The 26,222-nt window shown below is 42.9% G+C and carries 14 protein-coding genes and 1 pseudogene; 3 read left to right on the top strand and 12 right to left on the bottom strand.

All coding sequences use genetic code 11. The features are described 5' to 3' along the window. Positions 1–146 precede the first annotated feature (146 nt). From ACFSKO_RS15380 to ACFSKO_RS15340, 9 genes are all read right to left on the bottom strand, one after another. The gene (locus ACFSKO_RS15380) at positions 147–10,496 is read right to left on the bottom strand and encodes a coiled-coil domain-containing protein (RefSeq protein ID WP_380253212.1); all 10,350 of its coding nucleotides are present in this window, start codon (positions 10,494–10,496) and stop codon (positions 147–149) included. Positions 10,497–10,629: 133 nt separating this feature from the next. Continuing rightward, positions 10,630–11,661 carry a CsgG/HfaB family protein gene (locus tag ACFSKO_RS15375; protein WP_380253210.1) on the bottom strand — a complete coding sequence of 344 codons (1,032 nt, stop codon included), beginning with the start codon at positions 11,659–11,661 and terminating at the stop codon, positions 10,630–10,632. Positions 11,662–11,726: 65 nt separating this feature from the next. Further along, a complete protein-coding gene (locus ACFSKO_RS15370; RefSeq protein WP_380253209.1) occupies positions 11,727–12,329 on the bottom strand; it encodes a hypothetical protein in 603 nt (200 codons plus the stop codon). 195 nt (positions 12,330–12,524) lie between these two features. Continuing rightward, positions 12,525–13,160, bottom strand: coding sequence for a 2-dehydro-3-deoxy-6-phosphogalactonate aldolase (locus tag ACFSKO_RS15365; RefSeq protein ID WP_380253207.1), 636 nt, complete (start codon positions 13,158–13,160; stop codon positions 12,525–12,527). Positions 13,161–13,174: 14 nt separating this feature from the next. Further along, a complete protein-coding gene (locus tag ACFSKO_RS15360; protein WP_380253205.1) occupies positions 13,175–14,074 on the bottom strand; it encodes a sugar kinase in 900 nt (299 codons plus the stop codon). Positions 14,075–14,158: 84 nt separating this feature from the next. Next, positions 14,159–15,952: an IlvD/Edd family dehydratase gene (locus ACFSKO_RS15355; protein ID WP_380253203.1), complete on the bottom strand. Its 1,794-nt coding sequence runs from the start codon at positions 15,950–15,952 to the stop codon at positions 14,159–14,161. 13 nt (positions 15,953–15,965) lie between these two features. Next, entirely contained in the window at positions 15,966–17,273 is a 1,308-nt protein-coding gene (locus tag ACFSKO_RS15350; RefSeq protein ID WP_380253201.1) for a TRAP transporter large permease, read from the bottom strand. A 15-nt stretch (positions 17,274–17,288) separates the two neighbouring features. Continuing rightward, positions 17,289–17,897 (bottom strand): TRAP transporter small permease subunit, encoded by a 609-nt coding sequence (locus tag ACFSKO_RS15345; protein ID WP_380253199.1) that lies wholly within the window; start codon positions 17,895–17,897, stop codon positions 17,289–17,291. A 76-nt stretch (positions 17,898–17,973) separates the two neighbouring features. Continuing rightward, positions 17,974–19,005: a TRAP transporter substrate-binding protein gene (locus ACFSKO_RS15340; RefSeq protein ID WP_380253197.1), complete on the bottom strand. Its 1,032-nt coding sequence runs from the start codon at positions 19,003–19,005 to the stop codon at positions 17,974–17,976. Between the two features lie 338 nt (positions 19,006–19,343). Between ACFSKO_RS15340 and ACFSKO_RS15335 the strand changes: the two genes are divergently transcribed. After that, positions 19,344–20,366, top strand: a complete 1,023-nt coding sequence (locus ACFSKO_RS15335; RefSeq protein ID WP_380253195.1) for a LacI family DNA-binding transcriptional regulator — start codon at positions 19,344–19,346, stop codon at positions 20,364–20,366. Between the two features lie 90 nt (positions 20,367–20,456). On the opposite strand, the gene ACFSKO_RS15330 is transcribed toward ACFSKO_RS15335, so the two are convergent. Together ACFSKO_RS15330 and ACFSKO_RS15325 are read right to left on the bottom strand one after the other, a co-directional pair. After that, complete coding sequence (locus tag ACFSKO_RS15330; RefSeq protein WP_380253193.1) at positions 20,457–20,846, bottom strand: hypothetical protein; 390 nt, start codon at positions 20,844–20,846, stop codon at positions 20,457–20,459. Between the two features lie 36 nt (positions 20,847–20,882). After that, positions 20,883–23,054 carry an OsmC domain/YcaO domain-containing protein gene (locus tag ACFSKO_RS15325; protein ID WP_380253191.1) on the bottom strand — a complete coding sequence of 724 codons (2,172 nt, stop codon included), beginning with the start codon at positions 23,052–23,054 and terminating at the stop codon, positions 20,883–20,885. A gap of 266 nt (positions 23,055–23,320) precedes the next feature. Here ACFSKO_RS15325 and ACFSKO_RS15320 point away from each other — a divergent pair, with 266 nt between their 5' ends. Next, complete coding sequence (locus ACFSKO_RS15320; RefSeq protein ID WP_380253189.1) at positions 23,321–24,178, top strand: hypothetical protein; 858 nt, start codon at positions 23,321–23,323, stop codon at positions 24,176–24,178. Between the two features lie 451 nt (positions 24,179–24,629). Here ACFSKO_RS15320 and ACFSKO_RS15315 read toward each other — a convergent pair whose 3' ends face one another. Then, positions 24,630–25,466 carry a class I SAM-dependent methyltransferase gene (locus ACFSKO_RS15315; protein WP_380253187.1) on the bottom strand — a complete coding sequence of 279 codons (837 nt, stop codon included), beginning with the start codon at positions 25,464–25,466 and terminating at the stop codon, positions 24,630–24,632. 295 nt (positions 25,467–25,761) lie between these two features. On the opposite strand from ACFSKO_RS15315, the pseudogene ACFSKO_RS15310 reads away from it, so the two are divergent. Further along, positions 25,762–25,900, top strand: a pseudogene (locus tag ACFSKO_RS15310) (IS6 family transposase); the annotation flags it as partial. Positions 25,901–26,222: the final 322 nt, after the last annotated feature.

The raw sequence follows: 26,222 nt of genomic DNA, 5'->3' as shown, positions 1-26,222 counted from the left end.
GACATATTGTTACGAGTAAGTTCTTTCACATTGAACACACACACACGGCAGAGGACCTCTCTCGCGTTATTCGCCAAAATCCCAACTCGTTCTTTAGATTTATTTGCCAAACGGTCTGGATGAACTGCTGTAGCCACAAGCAATCACTATTGAGACTTAGCCCTTGCACCTGGTGGAGTTTTATAGTGTTGAAGATAGTTATCGTTAGATGCCTCTGGATTAAGATCGAACAAACGTCTGACTTCAGGCAGCTCCATGAAACCTCCCGGATTGAAAGCTACTTTTCCATCAGCGGACATTTTCATAGCCGCGAGATTAAAGTTGGCACGATGATTTTCACGAACCAATTGGCGAATTTCATTAAGAACCATTCCTCTCGCATTTTGAAACTGTTGCCAAACTTCCAGCTGTTCCAAAGAAGGACGATTAATTAAGCCTTGAACATTCCTAGCATTATCATACCGCTGTTTTGCAGTCTCTCCGTGCAGCGCCACGATCCCACCGGGGTCCAATACAACTACTCGCCAGCGATCTGTACCTTTTAGCTTTTCAAAGGAATAGTTATCAGGCTTCACATCCAGCCAAGCAAGGCCACTCCGGTTAAGCTCTCTCACCGCTTGGTCTAAAGCAAGAGATTGGCCTTTAGTCAATTCTCCTCCTTGTTCAGCCATAATTTGTTCAGCAGTTCCCCTCTCCATCCGCTCGTTGATTTCAACAGACTGTGTGTCTCTTGGTTCAAAGTACTCGTTTTTAGTATTGGTTACGTCATAGCGAATAAAACGCTCAACAATCCGGATAAACCGGGTATCCACCAATTTCTCCAGCGCAAAGCGCCCAAATTCATCCAAGACACGGGCATCCCAACTCTCAGCCACGGTGACGCGGACGACGCGGGTTTTGGTTTGTCTCGCGAGTTCATAAACATAACTGGTGGAACCACTGCCAAGAAACTTACCAAGAGGAAGAAAGTGTTCCGCCCCGCTTGGGTCTGTAAAGTTAAACTCGTTTTGCGCTTTCGCTGTTAAGTCCGGGCGCGATACATCAACCTTGATGACTTCACTACCCGGTGCGCGTGGAACTTCGGCAGCAGGTGCTTTTTCAATAACGGGCGTCTTTTCTACGACCGGTTTGTTGAGTTGTGGCGCCGTTCTTTTATCTGGATCGACATTATCATTTGCGATTTCGAGGTTTGTTTTTTCGCCTTTTGCCCCCTCAACCGAAGCCTCTCGAAAACCAGATGTTTGATTGTAAAGCGCAGCCGTCAAAATATTTGCAGCCGCCTGTATGTCGGCAAGATAACGCAGCCCCGCTTCGTTTTGTATGGCTTCAATCTCTACGTCACTCAATTTTCGATTAAGCTCTTTCTCTCTGGCTTCGATGGCTTCTTTCGAGAGGATTTCTTTCACCTTATCAATATCAGCCCGATTGTCGTTAAGCTCTACTGTCTCTCGAACCACTTTTTCCAAAGATCCGAGTTTTAAGCCAGCAATCTGCGCCGCATCCAAGGCCCGGACAAAATACTTTGCCCCTTTAGATGCCAGCTTGGAGGGATCGCCAGAATGAGTGATTTCATGCAACATGTGAGCGATTTGTTCAAAGTATGACTGGCGTCCTTGTTCCGGTGTCAGGTTAATCTTCAATTTAGGCGCTGTATCAGCAAGCAAACTCTCGACCGTGATCGACCTTTTTGCTGCTTGAATGGTAAAGACGACGTGCTCAATCGCAGCTTGGGTATAGTAGGCTTCTTGTGCAAAATAGAGTGCCTTGGATTGTGCATTACGCAACTTCTGTCTCAGTGTTTCTTTTTCTGCTCCAGTGGCTTTCTCAAAAGAGCTTCTCAATTCCAGAATATCCTTAAGGGCATTTTCGTAGAGCCTGTTTTCAGCCGTGATCTGTAGATCAACCTCCTGAACAGGATTTTCCTTATCATTGCGAAGTTTCTCTTTTTGCGCCTCTATAGCTTCGCGGTATTCCGCATTATACTTTTCGGCCAACCGTAACGCCTCGGTCACTTCGGCTTTTTTACTTTCAGAAGTATTTTCCAAAATCCACTTTTTGTGGGCATCCCAAGCTTCTTTTGGCAGCGCCTTCCGTGCGGATAAATGTGCAAAAGCGTCCTGAAAAAGGACATCCCCTTTCCCAGCTTCGATTAAACTTTGAATAGTTTCCGTGTAAGCGTTGGTATCAAGCACCAGCCCTGTCTCACGCCCCCCGATTTCACTGGCAAGTTTCCAACGACTGGCAAAGCGCGCGTTAAAGAGGATCACCCCAAGAGCCGCCTTGGGACCCACAAAACTGATGTCATAATCACTGGTCAGGTTTTCAGAGCCAAAGGCCTGTACTTCACCGCCGATTTCCTGAACAATTTCATTGGCCAGATTATCAACGATCTGGCGACGCAGGTTAACCAGTTTACGCATATCCTGAGCTGACAGATTGCCATTTTGATAGTCTTTACGAGCAGCATCCCAGTCCCCGTTATAGCGTTCCATCAATATCTTGGTCGGTTTATCAACAAACAGTAACCAATCAACATATTCAACATGGCGGATTTGGGCATCACGCAGTTGACTGACTTTAGTTGTCGGTCCTGTGCCTTCGATGGGCGGCTTGCCGATACTCTCCAGCCACCGATTGATCCGAACTTCGTTCAACCTTTGAAGCGGTGACTTCTTTTTGCCCTCCAGAACTTTTCCCGTGCCTTTCAACATCACAACGGTCAAAAGGTTGCCAAGATATTCATCCTGAGAAATCTGATTACCTTCGAGAAGACCGTTCAAAGCGGTTAGGACCGCGGCTTCACCAAAAATGGTGGTGGCCTTCAACATACCCGCCAGTTGTTTGGCACCAATGCGTTGGGTAAGCTTTGCCACCCCTTCGGCTCCAGCGCCAAAGCCTTTTAACGCTCCAATTATTAAAAGGTTATGTGCATACTCTTTTAAAAGAGTTTCACTGGACCAATAGCCCTCTTTCATTAAAAGTGCAGGATCAAGTGCCACTTGAGCCGTTCTGTTTAAAAGCGTAAAGGCTCCCGCTTCGAGTACCAAACCAGTCCCATAAGCAAGTGCCTTACCGCCAAGAGAACGTACCGCACCATAAGCAAGTACTTCTGCCGTTGCCCAGCGGCCAAATTTCCCGGCAACACCTCCCGGTATGGCAATGGTTGCGAACAGTTCCCCGGCTTGTTTGGCGTTTAAGAAACGATCAATGGTCCCAGCAACACCTGTTTGTGTCTTTTTGACAAACTCACTACCGACCTTTGTTGGATCTAACACGATTTGTTTTGGAATAACGTATACGTTATTCTTGAGGAAACCGTGTTCCCGAAGAACCTCTTTATCCTGTTCACTCAACTGGTTCGGAAGATTATGTCCAGCTCGGATTAAAGCAATATTGAGTTTTTGACTTTCGGCAATGACCTCCTCCAGTTCCGCCTGGGTATCTGCCATCCCTCCCAATAGGTTTGCCGCTCTTGCGGGGCCTGCCTCATACCAATCGATATGGAGGTAGCTGACAAAGCTGTTAAGTTCACCCGCCAAAGAAGCTTCCCGCAGCGGTATCATCGCCCGAAACAGACGTTGCGCATCTTCATCTATCAGGGCTGTTTGATATTCTTCAACCAGCAAGCGCTGTTGGTTATAAACAATCCGCCCTTCGAGTTCACGAGCCGCCCCCTTCATCAAGCGACCTGTTTGCGCTAATTTTTCAAACATCTCTAGGAAAGCATTTGATGTTCCGACCAACGCTTTTAAATATTTGGCTTCTGCGTTGATCATCTCTTCAAACAGCTTGCCCCGCTCTGACCGACTGCGTTGCCGATCTTCATTGATCAGTTCCGCCCGGCGTTGATCCAGATATTTCAGTTTCGCGTCATCAAGTGCCGTGATAAGCCAATGGTTACGATATTTCTTCTCATCAGCTTCATATTCTCTATCTCTCGGCGTATTTTTGTGGTTGGCGAGGGTCTTTTCACGCAATCCTCGCCCAACAGTAAAGTTCGAGAGGTGTTTTCTCTCTTCCCAAATCCGATCTGCCGACTTGCCATTGGCATAAACACCGGCAAGGGTCCGTTGAATAGTTGTAATCTCCCACTCCCGATGATTTTTAGGAAGGAAAGATCCGTAGTTCATGCCATACATCTGATAGTCGGGAGCCGAGAAATTACCTGCATTTTCAATATAATAATCCTTCATTCCATCCCGAAGGGCACGAAGGCTATTCAACTGGGCTATCTGTTCTTCAAGGTTAATCTTGGTTGTTTCATTGTCTCGAAGCACCGTCCCCAAACCATCGAAAGCTTTAAGTATCTGCGCTTCTTTTTTATCTATCTCCTTTGTTGCCGCCGATACCAATTCGGACATCTTCTTCACCCGCTCTTTAGGGGAGACAGATAACAGGTCCAGCCTCATCTTCAATTGGGCCAGAGACCGAAGTTCCAGATTGATTTGCTGCAGGCTTCTTAAGTGTGATTCTTTCTTTTCTTTTGTTCGCGCCAGTTTGGAAGCGGTCGCTATTCTTTCTTTAAAATATCCCGCGAGTTTTTCATTAATATAACTGCCGGTTTTTTGTAGAAATTCAACAAAAATTTTCCGTTGCTCTTCCGTTAAACGGGGATCTTGTGATCGCATCCGAATACCATCCAAAAGACGAACGACTTGCATGAAACCACGGTCGATATCTTCTGGTCCATGCTCGTTTATAAGTTTTTCAATTTGTTTCCTTAAGGCGCTTTCTGCAATGTCATAGCGTCCAGAACTCACGGCTCTTCTGGCTATGTTGCCCAACTCACTTGCATATGTGCTGCTTTTTTCAACACTTGCTCTCCATTTGATGGCTTTATCAATTTCCTGAACCAACCGGTTACTCGATGCAATAAGGGCTTTTTTGTATTTGTCGTTCAGACCTTCTGCCCCCATGAGACGTTTTTGAAAGTCTCTTATCCTCTTCTTCAGAGCTTCATCGTCTTGCCCTGCGCCCAAACCGCTTGCCATAACAGAGATTTCCGCAAAATCCAGCTGAATGTTAAGACGTGTCTTGGTTGCTTCGTCAAAGTCCTCGGCCGTTCTGAGCACGGATATTAATGTCTTGGCCTTGGCATGATCGCCGAGTTCAACAAAACCATTGAGCATAATGCTGCCCACTTCAGCCCCTATTGAGGCTGGGATATTTCCCAAAACGGATTTTATGTCTTTTTCTGTAATTTCTCCCCCTTTTTGAGCCAAATTCACCCTTGCCTGCAAAGCAAGGAGTGACGGATCCAACAGATTTTTCTCCAGAGCTTTGCTGAGAACGGACGTTGCTTCGGTAAATTGCCCTTCCCGGAGCAGCCTCTCTGCCCAATGAAAGGAAATTCCGGTGATAATTTTAGGGTCTTTGGTTTCTTTAACAAACTCAGATAAAGCTGTTTCACGCATTTCGCGCAGGTCTGATAACTTCCCTAGTTTCTGTTTTACGCTTTCGTTCAAAAAGCCGTAACGTCGTTCAATTTGTGTAACCAAATCGATTATCGCTAAAGTTTTACTTTGTTTAACAGCAGGATCTTCAATTTGTAGATTTTTGAGAACTTTAAGCGCCTTGACCAGATTTCCCGAGTTAATCAAGTTACGGACCTGTTCCAATCTGGAAATTCCATAATCTTTTCGTATTTGTGTTTGGGATTTCGACTCTTCCGACGAAAATTGTTGTCCGTAGATTTTTGCTCGCAAATCATTGATTTTTATAAGCTGTTTCGTAAGCTCACCAGATAAATTAGCTTTCTCCCTGCCCTTTGGTATTGATTGTTTAATATTAAATAATAATTTTCTAATATTGCTATTTGCTTCAGAGAGAACGGTGTTGAGTTCTTCCTTTTTGTTTTCTTTTAAACTCATTTCTAACCGTGTTAGTTGACGATCGAACTGAGCAATCAAGGGCCGGAGTTGTTTTGTATCTGTTCCGGGGAAACTAGCCAGTTGTACCAAAGTCGATAAATCTTGGATTAAAGCTAAGGGAGCCGCTCCTTGCTTATTGAGATTTTCATAAAGCTTTTTTTCCAACTTGGCTTTTAAGGTATCATATGACCCTTGAAGATAAGCCGTTTCCTGATCATTAACACCCTTCTTACGCGTTGATAGTATCTTAGCCAAAAAACTCAGACGCGGAATCTCACTTACTGTTATTTCATCGCTTTCGCTTTGAGAGTTAAGTTCTCTGTTAATTCTTTTAAATAACGCGTCGACAAACAAAGCCCCATCCGGTTTGAGGCCATTGTCCACCAATTCATCCAAAGCTTCGTCAATAATCTGTTCAGTGCTTTCTGCACCGAATTTATGTGTAATTTCAGCAATAACAGATGGTAATATTTTAAGAGCAGGGTCTTCTTTGGAAAAAGCAGGTAAGATATCTTTGTTTAACCAAAGAACCAAAGATTTTATCGCATCAAGTTCCGCGCGTTCCGGAGATTTGTTTTCCCCAATCGTGTAGCTGGCTTTGGTGGCTTTAAGTCGGTTTTTTTCTTTTTCTAATGATGCTTTTTGTACGTCAAAGACTTGCGCTAAACCATCCTGACCAATTTCTCTATAATGCTTGGCTGCTGCATCAAATGCTTTGATGTTTTCATTTAGACTTTCTTTAATACTTTCGGGGTTTGCTTTTTTCCGGGCAATTTCGCGTTGTTCAGAAGGTGTTTGGTTTTTCGACTTTTCCACCTGCTGTTTTAATTTTACCTTTTCAGCATTCAACTGTTTTTCGAGACTGTCTCGTCCGGTAAACATCGCCTCTCTTTGGCCCTCAAGCGATTTCAGCAGACCTGGCACATTGTTTCCAGCAGTTGCAGACATCGTCTCTTCGATAGAATCAATAGATTTGTTTAATGCTTCTATCGCATTTGCTAGTTCCTTGGTTTTTTTGTTCTCAATGGTAACAACCGAAACCTGTGTTGGTTGAGAATCATGTTTAACCAAAGTTAATTCGTTCCGCCCCAATAAACGATCAATCGTGTTAAGGCCACTTGGGTTGTTTTTAATTTTCTCCCTATCAATAGCCCTTTGTCGTTCCAATGCCTTCTCAACCTGATTACGGCTTATTTCCAAAGCTTGTCTTTGTGCCCGGTATCCTTGCGACAAATTTTGTTGACCACTCTTTACGAGGGCCTGTTCCACCGCAGTTACAGAAGAGATATTCAAATCCAAGCTGGTAAGAGCCTGCTTTAGTTCTTCCGTTTCTTTAGACGTCTGTTTTGCTCGGGTTTGTACACGAACAATTTCTTGCTTTAATTTATCTTTCTCTCTATCGAGCTTAACCTCAAGGATTGCTCTAGAGGAAAAAAGGGTTTCTCGTTGAATATTTAACCCTTGCTCTAACCAATTTACATTGTTTGAACGGGCAACGAACATTGTCTCTTCAACGGCCTCAATGTTGTTATCAATATCAGAAATAGCAGCCTCGAGTACGGTGACTTCTTTACTTTTCTTCTGTTGAGCGGATCCAGATAGGTCATAAAGAACCTCACTAGAATCAGAAAGTAATTGCTGTGATCCGATTTTTTGGACGATTTCAGGGAGTGTTGCACCAATGATCCCTCCCATACGAGAAGAGGCTTGATTTAAGGTATTTCTGTCTTTATCGATTACTTCCTGAATAGAGCTTTTTTTAGATTTATCAGGAGTTTCAGGTAACCCTGCCAAACTAACTTTCTTATTGGTCGCGGCAGCTACTTTACGGCGATTTTCTTCTATCCCCTTAAAGGTATTAACAACTTGGTCTCTTGCCGTATTCCATGTAATTGCTCCACCTCTGGTTACCGGTGTGGGGACAAACTTCCCTTCTTGCATTTTACCGCTAACACCCAGTTCACCGAGCTTACTAACAATACCGTTCTGTCTTTCTTGGATTTGATCACGTTTAAAAGCAAGGACTTCTGTTTCTTGGGCCTGCTGAGCCGTAAGTCCGCTTTGAGAATTATAACTAGAGAGCTTTCTCGTAACTGCATTAAGTTCACTGCCCAACTTGGCCAATTGTATTTGTTGATCAGCAACAGCCGCGACGTTATTCCCAAAAGCTTTTCTATTAACCTTACCATCTGCCCCCAAGGAAAGTCCGTTTGCGATTTCTGTATTAAATAATCCAACTTGTCGGTTAAAAATATCAGATTCAACAACAGGTAATAATCCACGCATTTCTCGTCTAACATCTTCAGATTTTTCGTGCAGATTTTGAGCGCGCCAACTTAAATTATCTTCTATTTTTTCAAGCTCTTTCACCTGTTCACGCAACTCATCCTTTGAGTATTGCGATAACTCTTTTCTTACCTTAGATGAAGAGCTTCCAAATTTGATGAAATTCTTTATTGTGTCAGCCCGACTTCTTAGTTTTATCGTTTGCCCCCATAGATTTCGTTTTTCTTTATCTAATGCTTCGTAGTTATCAGATAGTTGACTAAACTCAGCCAATGCTTCAGGTGGTCCTCCTTTAGGAATTTTTCCTGTTTTGATAGCTTGTTCCACCCCATCTAAAGCTTTTAAAGAGTCATCATACCGACGACTTACTTTTACCAAATTTTCAGTCGTCATTCCTCTGATAGATTTTGCTTCATCAATTTTATTTTCAAACGCCCGAGGTACATCTTGATCATAAGCAATAGAAGCGGCTTTAGCATCCAAACCAAGAGTTACAGATTCAGTTATAAACGCTTTTTTTTCTGCTATTTTTTGTGCATCGTTTGTTTTTTCTAATAACCCTTCCAATCCCTTCATTTGTTTTCTTAATTCATCAGCTTCTTCACGAGAAACCCCTTCAGTTTTTTGTTTCAAGTCAGCATTTTTTTTAAGATCCTTCATCGCTTGCTTAATTTTTGCTTCTTGCTCAGCTAATTTTTCAACACGTTGATCTGCTTTACGATCAGCTCTCTCAGCTTCGTTCATACCAAAGCCACGATCTTTAAGATCCTCTAGTTCCTGTGAAGCGTTTTGATAGTTCTTTACATCGCGGTTAAACTGTTTTGCTTCTTTTTGAAGCGCATCACCGCTCTTAAGATGATCCAATCTTTCCGACTGGTTATCAGCTCTCAATCGACGGACATTCTGACAGGCAGAACTCCTACAGTTTGGATCCCCATCTCGTCGCATTTCCTGCTCAATTTCCCTAAGATTTTTTTCTGCCTGATCCAGATCCTTGCCATCTTTCTTATGCTTTTCAGCTTTTCTCTTTAACTCTCTATTCTTTTTTTCGAGCTCTTTGCGTTCTTCTTTAAGCTTTCTTTCTGCTTCTTTTCGAGCTTTATATTTTTTGTCTTTTTTCTCTCTTTTCAGTTCATCTTTTATCTTTTGCCTTTCTTTTTCTTGACGTTCTTTTAGTTCTTTTAACGTTTTAAGAAGTTTCTTTTTCTCCTTTTCTCTTTTTTTATCTTCTTCGGAGGCCGCATCTTCGATGTCTTTCGGATCAACCTCAACCTCCAGAGTATTCTTATCTAACATGGCGAGTGAATTACTTCCGGCAGCTCGTACAATTTCACCAACTTGAGTAATGAGATTGTTGAGGTTTGGACCAGACCATTCCCGTACCGTATCAACACTGGTAATAGGGGCAACATCTTCACGTACAAGATTACGTTTTGCGCGTTCTTCAGAAGCCTTACGCATTGCCGTAATCTGCTCAAGCGTCATACCCGGTTGTTTTTTCTTTTTTTCATGGTGAACCGTCTCTCCACTCTGAGATGAAGTTTCTGTTTCACCGACAGAGGCCGGCTGATCTCCCTCCGCCACGATTTCCGTATCGCCCGTTCCCTCTTCAACTTCTTTAGTTGTAGTTTCAGCACTGGATGTTTCGTTTGAATCGGTATCCTCTGACAGAGTCGAGACTGCATCAGAAGTCGTTGTTTCAATCCGAGAAACAACAGCTGGGGCTTGAGGAACTGCCTCTATGACAGAAGGGTTTTCTATAAAAGGGGGCACTTGAATAACGCTAGGTGAACTGGGAGCAACTGAAATAAAAGTATTCCCACCAGCGACTGGCTCTGTACGGGCAGTACCAACCACGTTTGGTACTTGATAAACTGTTGTTCTTGACGTTGACGAAGTCGTCGTTGTTCCCCCGGATGTATACGTAGTGGTCTCAGTCGTCGCTAGCCGTCCCGTCATACCAGGTGTTCCATTTTGGATCGGCATGGCCAACGGTGCTATGTAGGTTTGAACATTATACGTAGGGATGGGATTTTCAATAATAGGACCGACAGGTAAAGCAGGGCGATAGGGCTGACTGGGGCTATAAGGCGATACATAACCTTCTGACTGCCTTGCCTGTGTTGCCTGCCCAGCTTGTGTAGCTTGTGTGGCATAGCCTCCACCAGGTATAGCCTCCTGCCCGGGCGTAAAGACGGAATAGCCCTGATTTAAGTATTGTTGGGCTTCATAGGTCTGTGAAATTGCAGTCGAAAGAGGCCAAATAATAGTAATACACGCCGATACTCCTCCCAAGAAACTGAGAGAAATTTTAATTCGATGAACAATAGTACCAAGCATGTGAATTCTCCCAACCCTCACTCAGGACAAGAGAAATTCAACAATGGCTATTTGTACTAAAGGCTGAATTTCAGCTCGTCTTATGCGTACGTTCCCGGATAGAAAATACCTCCTTAGAGGTTATGCATTACCTTTACCTAACAATAACAATGATATCCCCACGTTGAGGCGTATCTATATCAAGAGGAACAAAATTCCCAAAAGAGACTTTTTGTGTCACATCAGAAACAGTCACCAAACCGAGTTCTTTTTTACGAATCATAAGTACCTCTCCAGTTTGAGGATCTGTCAGCTTTTTTATAACCCGCTCAACCATAAATTTGTCGTTTGTCTGTATGCCGGAATTAGAACCTGCATTGATGTATACTTGCCCTGAATCAAAATCGACAACACGTCCGGTCCAAGCCACCGAATTACTCTTTGCAGCAATCATTTGTACTGCACGGGTGATCGCTTTACGAGTGGCTTCACCTAAAGGTGTTTTAAGGAACTGATTAGTCCCCATACTCACTCCCTTGTAACCAAGAGATAGGTCCCAAGATGAGTTATCGATAGTCTCGGACACCCGATAGACCTCTTCAACCTGAGACGTCGTTGCATTAACGAGACGAATGTCCATCGCCACTTTCCCTGACGCTGATTGACGAGATAGCGCACCGCTAAAAAGATTACCTATATTGCCACCGGAAAGGCCGACACCAAAGCCCCCGCCTTCGTCTTGATCACCAAATTCTGTAACCGCGCCATAGATTAAAAAATTAAGCCCTGTGACCTGCCCCAGTTCTGGGCCTGTCGTTGGGCTCGTGATGTTTTGACCCTTCATCTGCTGTTCCGCTAACACTTGCTGGACGTTTGCACGCTCTACGACAATAAAGCGTCCCGATTCAACCAATGCAGATGTCATCATGGCAGACAACCCACCACCAATATCCCAGTCTCCATATTTTTGTTCAAACGACCCTACAGCATCAAATTTACCGACACTAACCACACGTTTAGGGCCCGCAATTTCTTGAACCGTCTCGGTAAGGATTACGACTTTCTCAGTCTCATCACCCGTAGTTGACTGTGAATAGGCTGGATTAAAATGAATTATAAAAACAATTAAGGAAAACAAAGATAATAACAGGTTATTTAATCGACCTGGAAACCGGAGACCAAACATGTTTGAGTTACCTTTCCATACTTATGACCACAGATTATCTAGCCTGATAACCACAGGAGGGTTTGTTAATCAGTAACCCAAGATCCGTTTGATTTATCAATTTTATATCGCTCAACCAAGGACCCTTCGACCGTAACGACTTCTGCCGTAATAAATGTTTCATTTTCTACTATTTTACCGACTTGCAATCGTTCATTACCATTAACCATTAACTGATATTCCAAAAGTAACCGCACCGCTTTGTCCGAAGGACCTAAAGGTCCATAGACCTTGTCTTTATCTGGAATGTTAAAGTTACCAACGGGATTGAGAGATCGCGGCAAAACTGAAGGAGGAGACCTAAAGTCCTTGTTTACCTGATCGTTTTCGGCAAGGGATTTTATTATATTAGATAAATGATTTATCTGTTGGTTAAGAGCGTAGTAATCAATTTGCCTATCTCGAGGATCTCCATATACATTCTCATATCCCAATTGAGACTGAGCCTTTGCTTTTGAATTTTCTCGAAGCTGCAAAGCCTGCAAGTGCTGACGCTCTTTCAGACTGATTTCATCAGAGAATGTAACCGTGGAAGAACCAACATACTGAACCAAGAATAAAAAAATAATCGCTAACAAAGATATTTTTTTACCAGTTACAAAACTCCTGAATTTAAGTGGAACATCCATTGATCTTCCAGACATAAAAATTTCAGAGGTCGCAATGATTACTTGGTCAACATTATACACAAAGGTGATATTTTTTCAACAGAGCTCAAGTAGAGTCCCACGACAATTACTCTGTCTAACCAATCAGAACTTTGTGATCGTATAGGTCTTTCTAGCTTAAGAGGTAATCTTGATGATCCTCACTATGCCTTGGATCTATCCAAGAACTGCCCGTTCAAATGCTTTAACCAATTTAGTTGCTTGAACACCAACATCTTCTTTAGATCTGCCTGTTTTATAAAGTGCAGATCCCATCCCCATTGCATAGACCCCAGCATCCATAAAAGTGTGCATGTTCTCAGCAGTAACGCCGCCTGTAGGGCAGATCGGCGTTCCCGATGGAAGAACTGCTGATATTGCTTTTATAAAAGGAACTCCCAAAGTATCTGCTGGAAAAATTTTCAAGATATCAGCCCCGGCTTTAAGAGCAGTAAAACACTCGGACGGAGTATAACAACCCGGTACAGAAACAAGACCGTGCTCTTTAGTACGCTTAATAACATCCATATCCATATTAGGAGAGATAATGACCTGACCGCCTACTGCCTTAACGCGATCAACATCGGCCTCTGACAGCACGGTCCCAGCACCCAAAATGATATGATCCCCGTGCCTTGCTTTGATCCGCCTTAGACTTTCTTCCCAATTCAGACTATTGAGTGTGACCTCCATAAAGATTATTCCGTTATCTACCAGTGCATCCGAAATATCTTCGACTTCCTCTGGGGTAATACCACGTAAAATCGCGATTAGCGGCATCTGCTCAATTCGGCTTTTTAAGTCTTTAAACATAGTTCTTCCAAAAATTAATTGAGTTTAGAGAGGTCGATTTTAACAATAGACCCCTTGGCACAGACAACTTGAGACGCAATGGAGTGCGCCTTTTTTAAGCAATTATCTAATGACGAACCATCGGATTTTGCCGTCAAATAAGTTCCAATAAAAGCATCCCCGGCTGCAGATGTATCAACAACATTTGTAACAGACGTAAAGCATTGTCTTGCGAGCCGTTCGCCCGCTTGCCAAACTTCAGCTTTTTCACCACCGCAAGTGAGGACCCATTCAGTATCCGAGTATTGTTTGGAAAACGCCTGAACATCTTTTTCATCGTAGAGGACAACAAGCTCTTCATCTGATATTTTAGCAATATCAACCAAAGGCAGTATCTCAAAAGCAAAATCACGGGCTTCATCTTTTGACCACAACTGGGCACGGTGGTTAAAATCATAAATGATTTTAACCTTATCAGATCCCCTGTTTTGTTTAACTTGGGCGAGCGACTTAATCAGGTTATTTTTGTTTTCCGTGATCGCAGCAGTGATCCCGGAAAAGTAAACGATATCAAAACCAGATAAATCCTGTACTTGATCAAACAAGTGCCTCGCCGCCGATTGGCCGCGCCAATAGCCATATTTCTTTTCCCCAGCAGCGTCGTTACTAAGTACAAAGAGACCAATGGTGCGCCCCTCAAGGGTTTGTACCTTGTTTGTTGAAACCCCCATTTCTTCAAGGAAAGACAGACAATCTCTACTACTATCATCTTGCCCCAGGGCAGTAAGATATTCAGCCTTTATAAGGCCGTGACTTGCAACATTGATGTAGTGCGCCACATTAAAGGTATCGCCGGCAAAACTCTTTTTAAACAGCCCGTCGCCCACATCAGACATCTCGAGCATTACTTCACCAATCGTCAATATTTTTGTCATAACCGTTATTCAGTCACTCATTTACGGGTCCAGTGGTCTTATATGAAAGCACTTATTAAGACAGAACTCGTTACTGTCCTATTTTTAGTGGCTGTCTCTGGGAACACCTTTTGTTGCAACTATTCTTTGATATTTAACAGCATTCTTCAACACCATGCCTTCTGACAATTGGTCGACAATTCCACGTTGAATTTCCTGCCAGGGAGTTTGGCTTTCTGGATAGGCGTAACCGCCTGCGGCTTCCAAGTCTTGTTGTCTACTTTGAATCTCCTGTTCGGACACAAGCATATTGGCTTGACCTTTGTTTAGGTCAATACGTATCCGGTCGCCATTTTTAAGAAGAGCAAGCCCACCCCCAACCGCAGCTTCTGGGGACGCATTGAGAATGGAAGGAGATCCTGAAGTACCTGACTGTCTTCCATCACCAATACACGGAAGATATTTTATTCCACGTCTTAAAAGATAATCCGGCACCCGCATGTTTACGACTTCTGCCGCACCAGGGTAACCAATAGGCCCTGCCCCACGAATAAAGAGGATCGAGTTCTTAGTTATGTTCAAGCTCGGATCATCAATCAGTTTACGGTAATGCTCTGGGCCATCAAAAACCACAGCATCTCCCTCGAAAGCATCGGGATCATCTGGATTGTTCAAATAGCGATCTCGAAAATCTTCTGATAGAACGCTCAGTTTCATAATGGCTGAATCAAACAAATTCCCGCTAATAACTTTAAAACCAGCCGACGGCATCAAGGCCTTATCAAAAGATCTGATAACATCGGAGTTTTCTGACCCGCGACCTTTGCAATTCTCGCCAATAGATTGACCCGAGACGGTTAAACATCCCTCATGGATCAAGCCTTTCTTCGATAACTCACCAACAACCGCCGGAACCCCTCCTGCACGATGAAAATCTTCGGCTAAGTACTTTCCTGCAGGTTGGAGATTAACCAGCATCGGCACATCCAAACCATGCTTTTCCCAATCTTCAATTTGAAGATCAACACCAATGTGACGGGCAACTGCTGTAATATGAATGGGTGCATTGGTTGAGCCACCAAGCGCAGAATTGACCACGATTGCGTTCTCAAATGCTTCACGGGTCAGGATCGAAGAAGGCCTTATATCCTCACGTACCAAATCAACAATTCGTTGTCCGGTATGATAAGCAACCTGACCTCGTTCCCGATAAGGAGCAGGAATTGAACCGCCCCCGGGAAGTTGCATGCCCAAAACTTCTGAGAGAGAGTTCATGGTCGAGGCCGTTCCCATGGTGTTACAATAGCCTGCAGAAGGCGCAGAATCTGCCGCGCGCTTCATGAAACCTTCGTAATCAAGTTCACCCTTGGCATGTTCTTCTCGTGCTTCCCAAATAGCGGTTCCTGATCCACATAATCGTCCACCTGAATATCCATTGAGCATTGGTCCTCCGCTCAAAACAATCGCCGGAATGTCAACCGTGGCGGCTGCCATTAAACATGCTGGTGTCGTTTTATCGCAACCAACAGTCAGAACCACCCCATCTAGTGGATAACCGTAAAGAATTTCAACGAGACCAAGATATGCTAAATTTCGATCGAGTGAAGCTGTCGGACGTTTGCCCGTTTCTTGTATGGGGTGAACAGGAAATTCCATCGCAATACCACCAGCATCCCTAATGCCATCGCGAATACGTTTGGCAAGCTCTAGGTGCGGGCGATTACACGGCGATAAATCAGATCCCGTTTGGGCTATACCAATAATCGGTTTACCAGACTGAAGCTCTTCGCGGGTCAGGCCATAATTTAAATAGCGTTCGAGATAGAGCGCCGTCATATCCGGATGGTCAGGATCATCGAACCAAGAACGAGATCGAAGTTGTGGTTTATTTTTTGTCATAGTCTTAAATCCCTTAACGACCAGTCAAACCAGGGAATGCGATCAGCAAACCAACGGCAACAATTTGAATACAGATAAAAGGCAATAACGACCGGAAGATAACCCCTAAGCTAATATCGGGCGGAGCCACAGATTTAAGATAGAACGCTGCCGGGCCAAAGGGCGGTGATAGAAAACTTACCTGCATATTCATGGCAAACAAAACACCAAACCATACGGGATCATACCCAAGAGAAATAACGATAGGTACAAAAATAGGCATGGTTAAAAGCGCGATACCGACCCAATCAAGGAACATACCAAGCACAAACAAAATCAACATCATAAAGAGTATGATAACAATCCCGCTGTCAGAAATACCCGTGATCAAAGAAGAGACAAAATTTATCCCTCCCATAAGGTTGAAAACTCCAACCAGGGCACTAGCTCCGATCCCGATCCAGACAATCATGCCACAGGTAGATAAAGTTTGGATGGCAGCCCCTTTGAACATATCAAAAGTAAATTCACCACGAATGATCACCGAAAGTAATACCCCGGCTACACCCACGGCGGATGCCTCCGTTACAGACGCGATCCCGCCGTAAATTGATCCCAAAACAAAGATTACAACCATAATCGGGAGAACAATTCCCTTGAGAAGTTGAAGCTTTTCTTTAAACGGCAGAGGTTCCACTTCTGGGGCAGGCGCTAAATTTGGATTGAGATAACAACGAATTAGAACGTAAGCGACATAAAAGCTCGCTAACATCAAGCCCGGAATAAAAGCAGAGGTAAAGAGATCACCAATTGATACATTTGCTGTTAGGCCGTAAATGATAAGAACAATAGACGGCGGCACCATAGTACCAAGTGATCCACCGGCGCAAACGACACCAATTGCAAGGTTACGATCATAGCCCTGTCGCAACATCTGTGGCAATGCCAATAAACCAAGCAAAATAATCTCACCGCCAATAATACCGCTCATGGCGGCAAGTACCACAGCGACAAAAATAGTTTGGATTGCAACAGCGCCCCTAACACGTCCACCAACCAGTTTCATAGCATCGAACAGATCGCGTGCAATGCCTGACCTATCCAATAACGCAGCCATGAGAACAAACATGGGAACAGACACAAAAACAAAGGAGGATACGAAAGAATATACCCTGCTGGTTATCAAAGGCACAGCCATAGGTCCAAACCATCCTAGGGCAAACACCAAGGCAACAAGGAGTGTTACAAACGCAAGCGGCATACCCGTGAGCAACATCACAAGCAGCATTATAAACATGACCAGCGTCCCGTATTCAACGCCGAGCAAAGAAAGATCAATCATCAATTTATTCCGATTTTAAGCGTTGTTCAGGGATTTCTTATCACCGGATGTATTCGCGCGAATGTGGGAAATAGCAAATACAATGAACTGAATGGTCATAACCACTAAAACGGTCAGTAAAAACATCTTCAGTAGAGCCGGCGTTGGAGGATTCCACGCGCTGCCACTGGTCTCAAAACGTAATTCGCCGCCAGGTGTAAAAATTGCCCGTTTCACGACAAGCCACGCTGCATAAGAGAAAAAACCGGTTGCGATCGCACAGGTGATATATATCCCGATATCTAGCCAGCATTTAACTTTTGGTCCAACGTAATCGTAAAAGATCACTACTCGGATATGCTTATTACGCGAAGCGCTGAAAAGGCCACCGAAAATAAAACCTGCTGCGCAGAGAAATGTCGTAGTTTCATGAGCCCACAAAGTTGGGGCGTCAAAGAGGTGACGCAACACAATTTCGTAAATCAGCACTGCCATACTTACGGCAAAGCAAAAGGCAAATACAGAACCTAGTGCATTAATAACCCGGCCAAGAGCGCCAGCTTCTGCTGGAGCGGTTTCGTTTTCAAGGCTTTCCAGTACTTTTGGAGCCTTTGGGATATTATCGGGGGTAATGGGGTCGGCCATAACTTACTCCTGGCAAGAAACGTACGAGAGAACCCCTCTCGTACGTCATCTATTGGCGTCATCTTATTTCAACGTATCAGATCAGGCCCTGACTGGTAAGGTAACCCAAAAGCACATCATAAACTTTTTGTGCATTTTCAGAACGTTTAGCCACTTCTGCCCATTGATTTTGCGCAATCTTACGAAATTTAGCGCGTTCAACCGCTGACCAGTTGTGAATTGTAAGGCTAGGATCTTTACTTGCTTCCGCAACAGCTTGCAGATCTTTCATTGCCAACTTAGAAGTCATATCTATTGCAAAATCACGCACAGATATTTCCATAATTTTCTGAATATCCGCAGGTAACGCATCCCACTTGGCTTTGTTCATGGATACTTCAACCATCGGCATAGAATGGAAACCAGGATAAACCGGGTGCTTTGCAATGTCGTGCATGCCTTGTGCGTGGTTGGTTGAAAACACAGTATAATCAGCAGCTTCAATCACCTTCTTATCCAAAGATGTAAAGACTTCAGAACCTGGTAAATTAACAGGTGAAGCACCAGCAGCAGCAAAGACTTCTTGAACCATGCCTTCTGGGGCACGCATTTTAAGGCCTTTAAGATCAGCAACACCATCGAGTGGTTTTGTGGAAATAAAAGCTTCCAGACCAGGTGTTGTAGCACCAATGAAATGCAGGCCATAAGGCTCCAGGATTTCGTTCATTAATTCAGAACCGCCGCCGTAATTGATAAATCGCAGCATTTCTGATGGATCGGACCAAGCGCCAACTGGGTTGGCAATCAAACCAAAAGCAGGATCTTTACCCGCAAAATAACTGGTATCGGTAATATGACCATCCAAGATACCACCAGCAACTGCATCTTGAGTTTCTGAATGCTGAACCACAGAGTTCACAGGCATCATTTCGATTTTAAGACGACCACCCGTCATAATATCTACACGCTCGGCCCATTCTTGCTTTAGCATAAAGTTCGGGTTGCCAGCAGGATCGCTGGATTGGAATTTAAAGTTATAATCTGCGGCAAACGACGCCCCAGACATTGCTGTGGACATTACTGCAGCTGAAAGTCCCATAGCGAGACCTGTCGTAATTTTCTTAAACATCGTGTTACTACTCCCAAGGACGATTTTTGTTCACTTTATATCATTTATTCAGCCAGGCAGGTGCTCTTTAAAAAGAACACTTGATAACAACCTATTGAATTTCTTTATTTTTTTAATTGCGACTGCTGTTTGTAGCTATTTCCTTAATATGGTAGCGCTACCATATTGTCAATTGTGGAAATAAACGAGAACAGTAAAATTAGTAAATCGAAGATTTTAAACCATCTTGATAAAACCATGATCCGGGCTTAAGAATGTACTTAAAATTAAATTTAATTTTGGCCTCGAATCTTGTTTCAAAAGTAAATTTGTAAATAATTAGTGAGGAATAACTATCGGTGGGAAAGCGTAAAGGATCGGGAAGAGCAACAATTACAGATGTTGCAGAACACGCCAAGGTCGGTGCTATCACGGTTTCACGAATGTTACGCGATCCGTCAAAAGTCTCAGATAAACTGCGAACCCGTATAGAGCAGTCAATTACGACTTTAAACTATACCCCAGACCCAAAGGCTCGTGCACTTGCTTCTGGCCAGGCCGACATAATCGGTGTTCTTATTCCTTCGATCTCAAATAATGTTTTTGCCGACACACTCCGTGCCATCCATGACGGTATTAAGGGCACCCCCTATCAAGTCTTGATCGGGAATACCCGTTATGATCCTCAAGAAGAAGATCGTTTGATTTCCCTTTTTCTAGGGCATCGACCTGCGGCTCTTATCGTGGCGGGTATTGATCAATCAGAAAAATCTGTAAACTTGCTTTATGAAGCAAAAATTCCTATCGTTCAAATATATGAAACAGGTGATAAGCCTATTGATATGAATATTGGCCTCTCTCACATAGCCGCTGGACAGGCCATGACAGAGCATCTACTGGAACAAAGTTTCTGTAAGATAGGATATCTAGCCGCCCGGATGGATCCCCGTATGGAACGGCGACTGGAATCGTATCGCAGTATGCTTAAACCTCTAGATCTCTATGATCCAAGACGCGTAATTCTCACAGAAAAAGCTTCATCAGTTAATTGCGGCCGAACTTTAATGCGTAAATTGTTGGATAATGCCCCAGACACTGACGCCGTGATCTGTGCCAATGATGATATCGCCTTGGGAGCCCTTTTTGAATGTCAATCTCAAGGCATATTAGTCCCCGATCAAATCGGGCTGATCGGGTTTAACGATTTTGAGATGATGAGCGCTGCCTACCCATCTCTTACAAGCGTTCGTACCAACAGATATAAAATTGGACAACTCGCCATAGAGGCAATATTCCAACGCCTAAAAGGCGAAACGCCAGAGCACAACCAAATCGATATCGGCTTTGATCTCATCCAGCGTGACAGTACGACCCGGAAATAGGCGCCTCCTCTTAGCTAAGACATTCTCTTTAGTTTTGACTCAAATACGAGGGCTTAAATTAATTAAGGTGCGATAATCACAACTTCATGCTCACCCATAATCATTAAACTCTTTATAAACCGGGAGTAGTACGCGCAGATTGAACTCTTGCAAATCGTTGAATTGTATAAATTGAGGCCAAGTAGGACTATCCGAAAATTTACTCCCCCAAGTCAAATGCACAAGAGCATACGGCTTAGTTGCGTCAGGAAGAAAGAACAGAACATCATCGCAATCTTCTCTCTTCGCAATTGCTCTATAGTTTTGGCAAGTATCGAAAAGTTCGTGCCCAGAACCAAGTTCCAGCCTAAACTGTCTCTCCAAACTCTGACCAAATGCTGCTGCTTCAAGAATAAAACACCACCATGGCACTAGCCAATTTATCGTTTGTAATTCAGCGAAGAGTGAACAAAGTACCAAGTATTGATTTTCTTCGCTCATCCCCCAAAAAAATTATACAAAAAATCCACCTCTGCTCTAAAGCTGTAATTCCCGCGCCTTATGTAATTTTTTATAGCTCTCAATCAATTTCAGGTGTTTATCTAGTCCTTCGAGCTTCATGCTTGTCTTTGTTAAACCCGAAAATTTAACATCCCCCGTCACAGACCCCAGCACACTGTCCATGACTTCAGAGCCGTACATCCTGATGAGATTTGGTACATAATCATCGATATCCAAGTCATCATCCATTGTAATATCAAGCACTGCGTCCATTGCCCGGTAAAATAAAACACGCTCCACCGTATTATCATTGAAATTTAAGAAGTCGCCGATAAGCTCTTTCGCGTCTTCATATTGTTTCAAAGCTAAATGAATTAATATCTTCAGTTCACGAATATCCAACTTGCCCCAAACCGTATTTTCATCAAATACTATTCCGACCAGACTTGATATTACAGTATAAGGATCCAGTTCCGGTCCTTCTAAACGTTCAAGTAATTCTTCAAGCTTTTCATCCGTTAATGAATGAAGGTTCAGAATATCTTCTCTGAACATCAGCGCCTGGTTGGTATTATCCCAAATCAAATCGTCTGTCGGATAAATTTCTGAATAATCTGGTACTAATATCCGACAAGCAGTCGCCCCAAAATCTTCATAGGTCGCGACATAAACCTCTTTTCCAAGGTCTGCAAGGATATTCATCAGACATTCGTTTTCTTGCTCTGTCGTGCCACTAAAATCCCATTCACAAAACGCGTAATCATGTTTCGCACTAAAAAATTTCCATGAGATAACACCGGTTGAATCAATAAAATGCTCAACAAAATTATTAGGCTCAGTCAACGCATTGCTATCGAATGTCGGAGGAGGCACGTCATTTAAGCCCTCAAAACTACGTCCTTGTAGGAGTTCCGTAAGAGAACGTTCCAACGCCACTTCAAAACTTGGATGCGCACCGAAGGATGCAAAAACACCGCTTGTTTTCGGGTTCATTAAGGTCACACACATAACAGGGAACTTCCCCCCCAAAGACGCATCCTTAACCAAAACGGGGAAACCTTTATTTTCCAGCTCCTCTATACCGGCTAAAATATGGGGGTATTTTGCAAGAATTTCTTTTGGCACATCGGGCAGAATGATTTCTTCCTCGATAATCTGTCGTTTGACAGCGCGTTCAAATATTTCAGACAGGCATTGTACCTGTGCCTCGTACAGATTATTGCCCGCACTCATGCCATTGCTAACAAATAAATTTTCGAGCAAATTAGACGGGAAATAGACCGTCTCCTGATCGGAACTACGCGTAAAGGGCAAAGCACAGATGCCACGCTCTGTAAGCCCCGAATTTGTATCAATTAAATGAGATGCCCTGAGTTCATCATCTGGATTATAGAGTTGCAGGCATCTTTCATCCATAAGCCCCTCAGGCAACGCATCGTTTGTACCGGCTTTAAACCACTTTTCGTTGGGGTAATGAACAAATTTACTATTCGAGATTTCTTCACCAAAATAATAATCATTATAGAAGAAATTACAGCTCATCCGTTCGATATATTCGCCCAAGGCCGAACAAAGCGCGCTTTCCTTCGTCGCCCCTTTTCCGTTGGTAAAACACATAGGGGACGAGGCTTCGCGAACATGAAGCGACCATACATTTGGTACAATATTACGCCAAGACGAGACTTCAATTTTAATGCCAACATCCGATAGAATGGACGTCATATTGGCAATGGTTTGTTCCAAAGGAAGATCTTTGCCCACAATCGTTGTATTGCCATCCCCCTCATACGCTTGTAACAACGACGTATCATTCAAATCGTCCACAGGGTCAATTGTAAAACCAGGCCCTTGCTGGATGACTTTTTTTACAGTGCAGCGATCGGCAGACCTTAAAATACCAGCCCGATCGCGTTCAGAAATGTTGGACGGTAATTCGATTTGAATTTGAAAGATCTGATTGTATCTGTTTTCCGGATCAATGATATTATTTTGAGAAACCCGAATATCATCTGTGGAGATATCACGCGACAGACAATAAACCTTTACAAAGTATGCAGCGCAAAGGGCGGAAGAGGCCAAGAAATAATCAAAAGGGCTTGGGGCTGTTCCATCGCCCTTATACCGGATAGGCTGATCAGTTATTATCGAAAAGTCATCAAACTTAGCCTCTAGCCGAAGGTTATCCAAAAAATTTACAGTGATTTCCATTTGACTATATCTTTCCTGAAAACGTGCCTTCGAAGAATCGGCTATACATAAATACAAATAATGAGCTGGTTTGTACGCGAAAATCCCTCTCATTACGAGGGACTTCTTACTCATTTATCAGCCTATTAATGGAGTGGGTGCAATGTTCTGTAACACATACTTTTTTTGGCATGTCTATGAATTGTCAAAAGAGTAAAAGTAAGTATTACTTCATTAACTTCCCTACCTTATAGTACATCTAGTTTTTATTCAAAAATAGCGTACTCATGAAATTCCTCATATTATTTTTTCTTTGCTTTTATACAAACCAAGTCCTAGCACAAACAGTCTATACAACAAGAGCACCTGAAAGTCCTAATGACAAACGGCAAGACTACACCATCAAACTCCTTGAACTAGCGTTGGAAAAAACCAAATCTAAATATGGTTCTTATAAGTTAGAATTTGCACCATTAGGTTCTAATATTAAGCGATCTCTTGCTGATGCTCGGCAAGGTAAATATGAAAATTTCTTTGTCCGAAATTCTGTATCATTAAAAAACGTTGACCAGATGGCGGCAGTGCCTTTTCCCGTAGATCTAGGCATTGTCGGATACCGAGTTGCGTTCACTTCAGAGGGTACTAAAGCTCTCCTTAATTCAGTTAAAAATCTAGAAGATTTAAAAAAATTTAACATCGTACAAGGCTTTGGTTGGTTGGATACTAAGATACTGAAATCACATGATCTTCAAGTTGAATCTGTCAGTTCATACGAAGGTATGTTCAAAATGGTTGCGAACGGTAGAGTTGATCTTTTCACGCGTGGCGTAAATGAGCTTTTAGAAGAATGGATCGCTCACCAACATATCCCGAACTTAGCTTACGATGAAAGCTTTACTCTTTATTATCCTCTTCCACGCTTTTTCTTTACCGCAAAGGAAAACAAAGAGGCTGCTCAACGCATACACGAAGGATTGATCATTGCTTATGAAGACGGGTCTCTCATAGAACTCTGGGAGAAGTCCTATGGCCCAAGCATAACCTTTGCCAATCTGAATTCTCGTCGGTACTTTGAAATTGATAACCCTTTTTTAGAAGGGCTAGATGACAGTTATAAAAAATATATCTATCGACCATTAGAATAACTTCAAAACTATAGGGCGCAATGAAGTTATACCCAGAGAGGCTAAAGTCTCAGGTACTTCTCATTTTTTTGCTGGACAGTACATTTGTATACTTTCAAAGCCCGTCATTTATATCTGTGACAAAAGCCCTTCATAGACTTCACCCAGCTATCTTAAGTGAGGTAGTATTGCTTTCCCCAGTATACCGCGCTTTCATTAATAGTATTATGAACTTAGTTACGCGTCGATTTGACCCCACATATCCCCCCCCCCTCCCATTTTCTCTTCTACAATTTTCCACACAGCAAAAAACGCCTAAGGCGTTGATTTTAATAGTTGCGGGGCATACAAACCCAGGATTAGATTATATTATGACCCAGAGGATGATTTCTCCTTAAAGATGACGGCATTTAAAATTACTCATCTTATCGATTAGGAAAAAATACGTGATTTACAATAATTGAGAATGGGATCATTTGGAACGTAACAACCCCTCGACCCTCATCAATCTTTCCAATTTTATACCATTAAAACCAAAAGATTTTTTGTAATTTTCGTATTCATTCTCATATTCACGCGAAGGTTTATTTTTTCTTGTCGCTGTAATAAGTGTGTTCTTTTGTGTGTGCTCTGTAGAGACGAAGTCAATAACGTCCACCTGATACCCTTGTGATCTCAGAAGCATCACGCGGCTATTGTCCGTAATAATGTCGGCTTGCTTTTGTAGGAATAACCCGTGTGAAATAAATTTCCTGCTTTGTGTGCCGCTTTTTTGAAGATCCTTTAAAACTTCATTTTGACAGCAAGGCGCGCAAACTATCAACTTGGATTTCGATTTAATTCCGTAAAATAGTGCATCATCTGTCGCCGTGTCACAGGCGTGCAAAGCAACGATTGCATCATAGTAGCCTTCAAAAAAATCTTCAGCTTTCAGATTGTGAAATGCAAGGTTCTCAAAACCACACACTTCTGCTGCATCGTTGCAGAGATTTACCATCTCTGGCCTTGTATCGACGCCATCGACTTTTGGATTGAGACCTGCCTCAGTAAGTTGATCGTAGATTGCGAAAGTTAGGTAGCTTTTGCCCGATCCAATATCTAAAACCTTTACTCTCTTTTGCTTTATGGCTTGTGTCCGCTCAACCCTTTCCATGAAGATTTCGATAAACCTACAGATCTGCCTGTACTTGTTGTACATGCTCGGTTTAATTTCTCCGGCATCGTTAGAAACACTTAAGGCTTTTAAAAACGAGCTTTCCTTGCGAATTCTGTAATTTTTATCACGGTTATGGGGTGTGTGCTCTGTCATTTGCCCTGTCCATTATTTCGGCGTGTCATCTTTAAAGTTTTCTATTCTTGGATAAGTTATATTTACATAAATTTTCGATGCTGAATTTCCTCACATCAATTATCTATTCTGTTATTCCAATATTCATTGTATGCCTTGGTCGAAGTCAGAATTGTCCGATGCTGTTCAGTGTAAACTCTATACACTGAGATCTGGGTTTGTTGCAAAAGATTGTATAAATCTTATTATTTAAAATATTTTCATTTTCTTTTCGGAATTATTAGATGTCAGATAGCGCCACTATCATGGCACACTCATCCATCAATGTGTTCGTTGGTATTGTCGCTATGGTATCAGTTGTAGAGATCTTGAAGAAATGATGTTTGAGCGAGAAGCCCAGGTTGATCATTCGACGCTTTAGCGGAGTCCAGCATTATGCACCGGAAATAGATCGGAAATAAAAATGTGCTTGCCTTGGCAGCGGCCTCGCCCATGTTGGTTTAGTAATTTCAAAGTTGACGACACTAAAAATTTACCTTTATTTTACAACGGTAGTCATTGTTTTTATACAGAAATTTACTTTAGCGATCCAACGTTTGAACTTAAAATTAACGCCTCGAATAAAAACAAAATCTCTACTATATTTTCAAGCTTCTCCGCTTTGCCCGTCATTAACAATTAAATACAAACACATCATTGGCTTCCGTAATACTTCCGAGCACAAAAAACGCCCCTCAACTTATACAAGCTGAGAGGCGTTTTTTATTGGTTGCGGGG

The organism is Kiloniella antarctica (genome assembly GCF_042682825.1).
GTDB classification, from domain to species: Bacteria; Pseudomonadota; Alphaproteobacteria; order Kiloniellales; family Kiloniellaceae; genus Kiloniella; species Kiloniella antarctica.
This window is presented reverse-complemented; position numbering and strand designations above follow the sequence as displayed.

Bases quoted from the DNA above. Each gene is read 5' to 3' on its own strand.
- ACFSKO_RS15380 (WP_380253212.1), bottom strand. From the start codon at position 10,496: ATGCTTGGTACTATTGTTCATCGAATTAAAATTTCTCTCAGTTTCTTG.
- ACFSKO_RS15375 (WP_380253210.1), bottom strand. From the start codon at position 11,661: ATGTTTGGTCTCCGGTTTCCAGGTCGATTAAATAACCTGTTATTATCT.
- ACFSKO_RS15370 (WP_380253209.1), bottom strand. From the start codon at position 12,329: ATGGATGTTCCACTTAAATTCAGGAGTTTTGTAACTGGTAAAAAAATA.
- ACFSKO_RS15365 (WP_380253207.1), bottom strand. From the start codon at position 13,160: ATGTTTAAAGACTTAAAAAGCCGAATTGAGCAGATGCCGCTAATCGCG.
- ACFSKO_RS15360 (WP_380253205.1), bottom strand. From the start codon at position 14,074: ATGACAAAAATATTGACGATTGGTGAAGTAATGCTCGAGATGTCTGAT.
- ACFSKO_RS15355 (WP_380253203.1), bottom strand. From the start codon at position 15,952: ATGACAAAAAATAAACCACAACTTCGATCTCGTTCTTGGTTCGATGAT.
- ACFSKO_RS15350 (WP_380253201.1), bottom strand. From the start codon at position 17,273: ATGATTGATCTTTCTTTGCTCGGCGTTGAATACGGGACGCTGGTCATG.
- ACFSKO_RS15345 (WP_380253199.1), bottom strand. From the start codon at position 17,897: ATGGCCGACCCCATTACCCCCGATAATATCCCAAAGGCTCCAAAAGTA.
- ACFSKO_RS15340 (WP_380253197.1), bottom strand. From the start codon at position 19,005: ATGTTTAAGAAAATTACGACAGGTCTCGCTATGGGACTTTCAGCTGCA.
- ACFSKO_RS15330 (WP_380253193.1), bottom strand. From the start codon at position 20,846: ATGAGCGAAGAAAATCAATACTTGGTACTTTGTTCACTCTTCGCTGAA.
- ACFSKO_RS15325 (WP_380253191.1), bottom strand. From the start codon at position 23,054: ATGGAAATCACTGTAAATTTTTTGGATAACCTTCGGCTAGAGGCTAAG.
- ACFSKO_RS15320 (WP_380253189.1), top strand. From the start codon at position 23,321: ATGAAATTCCTCATATTATTTTTTCTTTGCTTTTATACAAACCAAGTC.
- ACFSKO_RS15315 (WP_380253187.1), bottom strand. From the start codon at position 25,466: ATGACAGAGCACACACCCCATAACCGTGATAAAAATTACAGAATTCGC.